Below are 8,630 nucleotides of genomic sequence, written 5' to 3'. Positions count from 1 at the left end.
CCAGCTGTCGGGGACGTCGGCGAGCCGGGTGTATCCGGCCCCGTTGGCGAAGCTTGCGTGCAGGTAGCCGACGAGGGCGTGCGGCGGGAGGTCCGACGTGCCGCCGCCGGGTCCGGCGGTCGTGGTCGCGGTCACGGGCGCCGACTTCGCGGACTCGCCGGCGTCGTTGAGGGCGGTGACCTGGAAGCTGTACGCCGTCGAGGCCGCGAGGCCGGACACGGTCGCCGACGTGCCGGTCACCGTCTGGACCTTGGCCCCGTCGCGGTAGACCGCGTAGCCGGTCGCGCCCGTCACGGCCGACCAGGACAGGCCGACGGACGACGAGGTCACGGAGGTGGTCCTGAGGCCGGCCGGGGCCGCGGGCGGCTGGCCGGGGCCGCTGCCGCCGGGGCCGACGAGGGTGATGTCGTCGGCCTGGTAGGCGCCGGTGCCGTACCAGCCGTGGATGTGGATCGTGACCTTGGTGGTGGCGGCTCCGGTGCGGAAGGTGGTGCTCAGTTTCTGCCAGTCGGGGGCGGACTGGGTCCAGGCGGAGACGTCGGTGCTGCCGGTGCCGGTCGCGCCGAGGTAGACGTAGGACCCGCGGACGTAACCGGACAGGGTGTACTGGGCGTTCGGCTGGACGGTCACCGTCTGGGAGCACCGGGCGTTGTCGCTGCCCGACGGGGTGGCCTGCAGCGCGGAACTGCCGCTGTGCACGGGCGAGTTCACGGTCGTACCGGCCGTGCAGGTCCAGCCGGTCAGGCCGGACTCGAAGCCGCCGTTGGTCGCCACGTCCGCGTCGGCCGCACGGGCGGCCGACGAGAGCGCGGTGATACCGGGCACGGCCAGCAGGGCGGCCGTGAGCGCGGCGAGGACGGATCTGGTGCGTCGGGCGCGTTCCACAAGGGCCTCCGGAGTCGGGGGAGTTGGAGGGGCGGAGCGCACACAACTTGGTCCAGACCAATCCTGTTGTCAAGGTGTCCGGGCGCTACCCGTCCTCGTCCCTCCGCCGGGCCAGCCCCGCCGCCGCCTCGTGCATCGCCAGTTCCAGCAGCGCCGGATCGGTCAGCATGCCGGTGCCGTCCGGCGACACCAGCCAGCGCACACCGCGGGTCGCCCGGCCGGGATACGGCACGACGATCCAGGTGCCGGCTCCGGCGGTACGGATGCCGGTGCCGAGCCAGCGGGCCGCGGTGCCCGGGGGCACGAAGAACCCGACCCGGTGGTCGCCGAAGTCGGCGAGCACCGGGCCGGGCCGGTCGAGCACGCGGGTGAGGACGTCCAGGGTCGGATAGCCGAGGTCACCCGGCAGGATCAGCACGTCCCAGGCCTTGCCGGCGGGCAGCAGGGCGACCCCCAGGGGGTTGCGCTCCCACTCCCAGCGGCAGGCCTCGGGATCCGGTGCGACGGATGCCAGCCATTCGACCGCCGTCTTCGCCCCAGTCATGAGAAGGCCTCCCTCTCTCTCGTACGACGCGATCGTGTCGGCAGGAGAGAGGGAGGTCCCCCGGGAGGCATTACGCGACTTCCGGGCCCGGTTTCGAGTGAGCCGCATCACGCGCCCCACGGTCCGCGCCGGCTTCCGCGACGCGGCGCAGGAGGCGGTGACGCGGCGCAGGGGGCGGTGACGCGGCGCGGGGGGTGTCAGCTGTCGAAGCCCAGGCCCAGGCGGTCCATCGTGCGCAGCCACAGGTTCCGGCGGCCCCCGTGGGCGTCGGCGCGGGCCAGGGACCACTTGGTGAGGGCGATGCCGGTCCAGGCGAACGGCTCCGGCGGGAACGGCAGCGGCTTCTTGCGGACCATCTCCAGCTCGGTCCGCTCGGTGCGCTCCCCGTCCAGCAGGTCCAGCATCACGTCCGCGCCGAACCGGGTCGCGCCGACGCCGAGGCCGGTGTAGCCCGCCGCGTAGGCGACCCGGCCCTGGTGGGCGGTGCCGAAGAAGGCGGAGAAGCGCGAGCAGGTGTCGATCGCGCCGCCCCAGGCGTGGGTGAAGCGGACGCCCTCCAGCTGCGGGAAGCAGGTGAAGAAGTGGCCCGCGAGCTTGGCGTACGTCTCGGGCCGGTCGTCGTACTCGGCGCGCACCCGGCCGCCGTAGGGGTAGATCGCGTCGTAGCCGCCCCAGAGGATGCGGTTGTCGGCGGACAGCCGGAAGTAGTGGAACTGGTTCGCCGAGTCCCCCAGCCCCTGTCTGTTCTTCCAGCCGACGGACGCGAGCTGGTCGGCGGTCAGCGGCTCGGTCATCAGCGCGTAGTCGTAGACCGGGACGGTGTACGACCGCACGCGGCGCAGCAGGCTCGGGAAGATGTTGGTGCCGAGCGCGACCTTGCGGGCGCGGACGGCGCCGTACGGGGTGCGTACGGCCATCCCGGCGCCGTAGCTCTTCAGGTCCAGGGCGGGCGTGTGCTCGTAGACCCGCACCCCGAGCCGCAGGCAGGCCCGCTTCAGGCCCCAGGCCAGCTTCGCCGGGTGCAGCATCGCCACGCCCCGGCGGTCCCACAGGCCCGCTTCGAAGGTGGGCGAGTTCACCTGTTCGCGCACGGCGTCGGCGTCCAGGAACTCGATGCCGTCCGCGAGGCCCTTCTCCTGGAGTTCCCGGTGCCAGTCGCGCAGTTCCCACGCCTGGTAGGTCTCGGTGGCGACATCGATCTCGCCGGTGCGTTCGAAGTCGCAGTCGATGCCGTGCCGGGCGATGGCGGCCTCGATGCCGTCGAGGTTGCGCCGGCCCAGCTCCTCCAGCTTGTGGATCTCACCGGGCCAGCGGGTCAGCCCGTTGGGCAGGCCGTGCGTGAGGGAGGCGGCGCAGAAACCGCCGTTGCGGCCGGAGGCGGCCCAGCCCACCTCGCGGCCTTCCAGCAGCACCACATCGCGCTGCGGGTCGCGCTCCTTGGCATTGAGCGCGGTCCACAGCCCGCTGTAGCCGCCGCCGACGACCAGCAGGTCGCAGGTCTCGGCGGAGGTGAGGGCGGGCTCGGCGGCCGGCTTGCCGGGGTCTTCCAGCCAGTACGGGACCGGCTGGGCTTCGGAGAGAGAGGCGATCCAGTTGTCTTTGCCACGGCTCATGGCGCTTGGGGCCATGATTTCAACTCCCTACAGAGACTGCGTGAGAAGGCTTATGCCTTTTGCTTGTTCCGGCGATTGCCGACGACCATCGAGACGAGGACGAGGAGGACGGCGACGAGGAACATGGCCGTACCGATCACATTGATCTGGACGGGCGTTCCGCGCTGCGCCGATCCCCAGACGAACATCGGGAAGGTGACGGTCGAACCGGCGTTGAAATTGGTGATGATGAAATCGTCGAAGGAGAGCGCGAACGACAGCAGCGCGCCCGCGGCGATTCCGGGTGCCGCGATGGGCAGGGTGACCCGCAGGAAGGTCTGCACGGGCCCGGCGTACAGGTCCCGGGCGGCCTCCTCCAGGCGCGGGTCCATCGACATCACGCGCGCCTTGACCGCGGTGACGACGAAGCTCAGGCAGAACATGATGTGGGCGATCAGGACCGTCCAGAAGCCCAGCTGCGCGCCCATGTTGAGAAACAGGGTGAGCAGCGAGGCGGCCATGACGACCTCGGGCATCGCCATCGGCAGGAAGATCAGCGAGCTGACGGCGCCACGCGCGCGGAAGCGGTAGCGGACCAGCGCGAAGGCGATCATCGTGCCGAGGATCGTGGCGCCGACCGTGGCCCAGAGGGCGATCTGGAGGCTGAGGGACAGCGAGCCGCACATGCCGGCGACGCCGCACGGGTCCTGCCAGGCGTCCGTGGAGAACCGCTGCCATTCGTAGTTGAAGCGCCCCTTCGGCTGGTTGAAGGAGAACACCGTGACGATGACGTTCGGCAGCAGGAGATAGGCGAGCGTGAGCAGCCCGGCGATGACGACGAGATGGCGCTTGAGCCAGTTGACGAAGGGCATTTAGACCAGGTCCTCCGTCCCGGACCGGCGGATGTAGAGCGTGACCATGGCCAGGATCGCGGCCATGAGGATGAAGGAGAGGGCCGCGGCCGTCGGGTAGTCCAGAATGCGCAGGAACTGCGTCTGGATGACGTTTCCGATCATGCGGGTGTCGGTGGAGCCGAGGAGTTCGGCGTTGACGTAGTCACCGGCCGCCGGGATGAAGGTCAGCAGTGTCCCGGAGACCACGCCCGGCATGGACAGCGGGAAGGTGACCTTGCGGAAGGTGGTCCACGGCCGTGCGTACAGGTCGCCGGCCGCCTCGTGCAGCCGCCCGTCGATCCGCTCCAGCGAGGTGTACAGGGGCAGGATCATGAACGGCAGGAAGTTGTACGTCAGGCCGCACACCACCGCCAGCGGCGTGGCGAGGACCCGGTCGCCGGCCGTCCAGCCGAGCCAGCTGGTGACGTCCAGGACGTGCAGCGAGCCCAGCGTCTGCACGACCACGCCGTTGTCCGCGAGGATCGTCTTCCAGGCCAGGGTGCGGATCAGGAAGCTGGTGAAGAACGGCGCGATCACCAGGATCATGATCAGGTTGCGCCAGCGGCCGGCGCGGAAGGCGATGAGGTAGGCCAGCGGATAGCCGAGCAGCAGGCACAGCACGGTCGCGGCGGCGGCGTAGAAGACGGACCGCAGGAACTGCGGCCAGTACTCGGACAGGGCGTCCCAGTACGTCGCGAAGTGCCAGGTGACCTTGTAGCCCTCCTCCAGGGAGCCCGTCTGCACGGAGGTGGAGGCCTGGTAGATCATCGGCAGCGCGAAGAAGACGACCAGCCAGAGGATGCCGGGCAGCAGCAGCCAGTACGGGGTGAACCGGCCGCGCCTGCGCGGGGGCTTCTTCTCCGGTGCGGTGGGGCTGAGAGGCGGGGGCGCCTCGGTGAGCGTGGACATCAGGCGGCGACCTCTTCCTCGGTGCCCGCGTCGATGTCCTGGGCCGCGTCCAGGCCGAAGGTGTGGGCCGGGCTCCAGTGCAGGACGACGTCGGCGCCGGGGACGAGCCGGCCGTCGCGCTCGACGTTCTGCACGTACACCGACAGCTCGTCGCAGACCGGGCTGTCGATCACGTACTGCGTGGAGACGCCGATGAAGCTGGCGTCGGCGATCGTGCCGGTGAGGCGGTTGCGGCCCGCCGGGATCGAGCCGGCGTCGTCGGCGTGGGTGAGGGAGATCTTCTCCGGGCGGATGCCGACCAGCACCTTGCCGCCGGACGTCGCCGGGGCGGAACATCGCGCCTCGGGCAGCACCAGCTTGCCGCCGCCCGCCTTCAGCACGATGTCCTCGCCGCTCTTGGTGTCGACCTCGGCCTCGATGAGGTTGGAGGTGCCGAGGAAGTTCGCGACGAACGTCGTCCGCGGGTTCTCGTAGAGGTCGGCGGGCGCGCCGAGCTGCTCGACCCGGCCGCCGTTCATCACGGCGACCGTGTCGGCCATGGTCATGGCCTCCTCCTGGTCGTGCGTGACGTGGACGAAGGTGATGCCGACCTCGGTCTGGATGCGCTTCAGCTCCAGCTGCATCTGCCGGCGCAGCTTGAGGTCGAGGGCGCCGAGGGGCTCGTCCAGCAGGAGCACCTTGGGGTGGTTGATCAGCGCGCGGGCCACGGCGACCCGCTGCTGCTGGCCGCCGGAGAGCTGGTGCGGCTTCTTGCGCGCCTGCTCGCCCAGCTGGACCAGCTCCAGCATCTCCTCGACCTGCTTCTTGACGCTCTTGATGCCGCGCCGGCGCAGGCCGAAGGCGACGTTCTCGAAGATGTCGAGGTGCGGGAAGAGGGCGTAGGACTGGAAGACCGTGTTGACCGGCCGTTTGTACGGCGGCAGGTGGGTGACGTCCTGGTCGCCGAGCCGGACCGTGCCGGTCGTGGGCTCCTCCAGGCCGGCGATCATGCGCAGGGTGGTGGTCTTGCCGCAGCCGGAGGCGCCGAGCAGGGCGAAGAAGGAGCCCTCGGGGACGGTCAGGTCCAGCGGGTGTACGGCGGTGAAGGAGCCGTAGGTCTTGGAGATACCGGAGAGGCGGACGTCGCCGCTGTTGTCTGGTGTCGTCTTCATCGTCGTCACGCCCCTGTGAGCTTCGCGAACTTTCCTTCGTAGGCCGTCTCTTCCTTCTGGCTCAGGGAGCGGAAGGCATGGGACTTCGCCTGCATGGCCTTGTCGGGGACGATCAGCGGGTTGTCCGCCGCGTCCCGGTCGATCTTCGCAAGGTAGGGCTTCACCCCGTCGACCGGCGTCACGTAGTTGATGTAGGCGGCGAGCGCGGCGGCCTGCTCGGGCTCGTAGAAGAAGTCCATGAGCCGCTCGGCGTTCGTCTTGTGCCGGGCCTTGTTCGGGATGCACATGTTGTCGGTCGACGTCATGTAGCCGCTGTCCGGGATGACGAAGTCGACGTCCGGGCTGTCGGCCTTGAGCTGGACCACGTCACCGGCCCAGGCGATGCAGGCCGCGAAGTCGCCCTTGGTCAGGTCGGAGGTGTAGTCGTTGCCGGTGAAGCGGCGGATCTGGCCCTTGTCGACGGCCTTCTGGAGGCGGGCGATCGCCGCGTCGTAGTCGTCGTCGGTGAAGTTCGCCGGGTCCTTGCCCATGTCGAGCAGGGTCATGCCGACGGAGTCCCGCATCTCCGACAGGAAGCCGACGCGTCCCTTGAGCCTGGGGTTGTCGAGCAGGTCGGAGACCGAGGTGACCTCGATGCCGTCGAGCGCCTTCTTGTTGTAGGCGATGACGGTGGAGATGCCCTGCCAGGGGTACGAGTACGCCCGGCCGGGGTCCCAGTCCGGGTTGCGGAACTGGGGCGAGAGGTTGGTGTACGCGTGCGGCAGGTGGGAGGGGTCCAGCTTCTGCACCCAGCCCAGGCGGATCAGCCGGGCGGCCAGCCAGTCGGTGAGGACGATGATGTCGCGGCCGGTGTCCTGGCCCGCGGCGAGCTGCGGCTTGATCTTGCCGAAGAACTCGTTGTTGTCGTTGATGTCCTCGGTGTAGTGGACCGTGATCCCGGTCCGCCTGCGGAAGGTGTCGAGCGTCGGGTGGTGCTTGCCGCTGTCGTCGACGTCGATGTACTCGGTCCAGTTGGAGAAGTTCACCACCTTCTCCCGGGCGGAGCGGTCCTCGGCGGAGGTGCCGCCCGGGCTCTTGCCCGCGGCGGGGATCCCGCAGGCGCTGAGCGCCCCGAGGCCGCCGGCCGCGAGCGCGCCGCCGGCGGAGGCCCGCAGCAGCGACCGGCGGGTCAGGGCGGCCCGGCCGCCCAGCAGGCTGCGCCGCATGGCGGCCACTTGGGGCGGGGTCAGGCGTTCGGGCTCGTACTGCTCCATGCGCGTGGTGCCCTTTCGGGAGGGATCGGCCTGGTCGGTGGCCTGGTCGGTCTCTAGCGGTCCCCGAAGACGGTGCGGTGCCAGTCCTTCCTGGCCACCGCGGTGTTGTCGAACATTACGTGCTTGACCTGCGTGTACTCCTCGAAGGAGTACGCCGACATGTCCTTGCCGAAGCCGGAGGCCTTGTAGCCGCCGTGCGGCATCTCACTGATGATCGGGATGTGGTCGTTGACCCAGACGCAGCCCGCCTTGATCTCGCGGGTGGCCCGATGGGCGCGGTAGACGTTGCTGCTCCACGCGGAGGCGGCCAGGCCGTACGGGGTGTCGTTGGCCAGCCGGATCCCCTCATCATCGCTGTCGAAGGGCAGCACGACCAGCACGGGGCCGAAGATCTCCGACTGGACGATCTCGCTGTCCTGGGCCGCGCCGGCGATCAGCGTGGGCCGGTAGTAGGCGCCGTCCTTCAGCTCGCCCCGGGGAGCCTCGCCGCCGGTGACCACGCGCGCGTAGGCCCGCGCCCGGTCCACGAAGGCGGCGACCCGGTCGCGCTGGGCGTGCGAGATCAGCGGCCCGAGGTCGGTGCCGGGGGCGAAGGGGTCGCCCAGCCGGACGGTCTCCATCAGCGCGGCGGTCCGCTCCACGAACGCCTCGTACAGCGGACGCTGCACGTACGCGCGCGTGGCGGCCGTGCAGTCCTGCCCGGTGTTGATGAGGGAGCCCGCGACCGCGCCGTGCACGGCGGCCTCCAGGTCGGCGTCGTCGAAGACCACGAAGGGCGCCTTGCCGCCCAGCTCCAGATGCAGCCGCTTGACGGTGGCGGTGGCGATCTCGGCGACGCGCTTGCCGACGGCGGTGGACCCGGTGAAGGAGGTCATCGCCACGTCCGGGTGTCCGACCAGGTGCTCGCCGGCCTCCTTCCCGGTCCCGGTGACGATGTTGATCACGCCGTCCGGGATGCCCGCGTCCGTGGCGGCCTGCGCGAACAGCAGCGAGGTCAGCGGGGTCAGCTCGGCGGGCTTCAGCACGATGGTGTTGCCCGCGGCGATCGCCGGGAGGATCTTCCAGGCGGCCATCTGGAGGGGGTAGTTCCAGGGCGCGATGGAGCCGACGACACCGATGGGCTCGCGCCGCACGTACGACGTGTGGTCGCCGGAGTACTCACCGGCCGACTGCCCTTGCAGGTGCCGGGCGGCGCCCGCGAAGAAGGCGGTGTTGTCGACGGTCCCCGGCACGTCGAACTCGCGGGTGAGCTTGAGCGGCTTGCCGCACTGGAGGGACTCCGCGCGGGCGAGGTCCTCGGCGCGGTCGGCGAGCACGGCGGCGAACCGGTGCAGGGCGTCCGAGCGCTCGCCCGGGGTGGCGGCGGCCCAGCCCGGGAAGGCGGCGCGGGCGGCGGCCACGGC

At 70.4% G+C, this 8,630-nt stretch carries 8 protein-coding genes; all 8 read right to left on the bottom strand.

The features are described from left to right. A partial coding sequence (locus CCN44_RS30065; RefSeq protein ID WP_208639866.1) for a carbohydrate binding domain-containing protein occupies positions 1 to 885 on the bottom strand: 885 nt, incomplete at its 3' end. Between the two features lie 85 nt (positions 886 to 970). Next, positions 971 to 1,429, bottom strand: coding sequence for a hypothetical protein (locus tag CCN44_RS30060; RefSeq protein ID WP_059252884.1), 459 nt, complete (start codon positions 1,427 to 1,429; stop codon positions 971 to 973). Between the two features lie 197 nt (positions 1,430 to 1,626). After that, entirely contained in the window at positions 1,627 to 3,057 is a 1,431-nt protein-coding gene (locus CCN44_RS30055; protein ID WP_059252883.1) for an NAD(P)/FAD-dependent oxidoreductase, read from the bottom strand. A gap of 35 nt (positions 3,058 to 3,092) precedes the next feature. Next, entirely contained in the window at positions 3,093 to 3,893 is an 801-nt protein-coding gene (locus CCN44_RS30050; RefSeq protein WP_059252882.1) for an ABC transporter permease, read from the bottom strand. Beyond that, complete coding sequence (locus CCN44_RS30045) at positions 3,894 to 4,823, bottom strand: ABC transporter permease (RefSeq protein WP_086701090.1); 930 nt, start codon at positions 4,821 to 4,823, stop codon at positions 3,894 to 3,896. Further along, positions 4,823 to 5,983 (bottom strand): ABC transporter ATP-binding protein, encoded by a 1,161-nt coding sequence (locus CCN44_RS30040; RefSeq protein ID WP_059252880.1) that lies wholly within the window; start codon positions 5,981 to 5,983, stop codon positions 4,823 to 4,825. The genes CCN44_RS30045 and CCN44_RS30040 overlap by 1 nt, the downstream gene beginning before the upstream one ends. Beyond that, positions 5,980 to 7,227, bottom strand: coding sequence for a polyamine ABC transporter substrate-binding protein (locus CCN44_RS30035; RefSeq protein ID WP_059252879.1), 1,248 nt, complete (start codon positions 7,225 to 7,227; stop codon positions 5,980 to 5,982). The genes CCN44_RS30040 and CCN44_RS30035 overlap by 4 nt, the downstream gene beginning before the upstream one ends. A 53-nt stretch (positions 7,228 to 7,280) precedes the next feature. After that, positions 7,281 to 8,630: gamma-aminobutyraldehyde dehydrogenase (locus CCN44_RS30030; RefSeq protein ID WP_086701087.1), on the bottom strand; the 1,350-nt coding region annotated here is incomplete at its 5' end.

The organism is Streptomyces tricolor, from assembly GCF_002155905.1.
In the GTDB taxonomy this organism is placed as follows: domain Bacteria; phylum Actinomycetota; class Actinomycetes; order Streptomycetales; family Streptomycetaceae; genus Streptomyces; species Streptomyces tricolor.
The sequence above is the reverse complement of the archived record's forward strand: the minus strand, read 5'-3'. Positions and strand labels throughout refer to the sequence as shown.

Bases quoted from the DNA above. Each gene is read 5' to 3' on its own strand.
- CCN44_RS30060 (WP_059252884.1), bottom strand. From the start codon at position 1,429: ATGACTGGGGCGAAGACGGCGGTCGAATGGCTGGCATCCGTCGCACCG.
- CCN44_RS30055 (WP_059252883.1), bottom strand. From the start codon at position 3,057: ATGGCCCCAAGCGCCATGAGCCGTGGCAAAGACAACTGGATCGCCTCT.
- CCN44_RS30050 (WP_059252882.1), bottom strand. From the start codon at position 3,893: ATGCCCTTCGTCAACTGGCTCAAGCGCCATCTCGTCGTCATCGCCGGG.
- CCN44_RS30045 (WP_086701090.1), bottom strand. From the start codon at position 4,823: ATGTCCACGCTCACCGAGGCGCCCCCGCCTCTCAGCCCCACCGCACCG.
- CCN44_RS30035 (WP_059252879.1), bottom strand. From the start codon at position 7,227: ATGGAGCAGTACGAGCCCGAACGCCTGACCCCGCCCCAAGTGGCCGCC.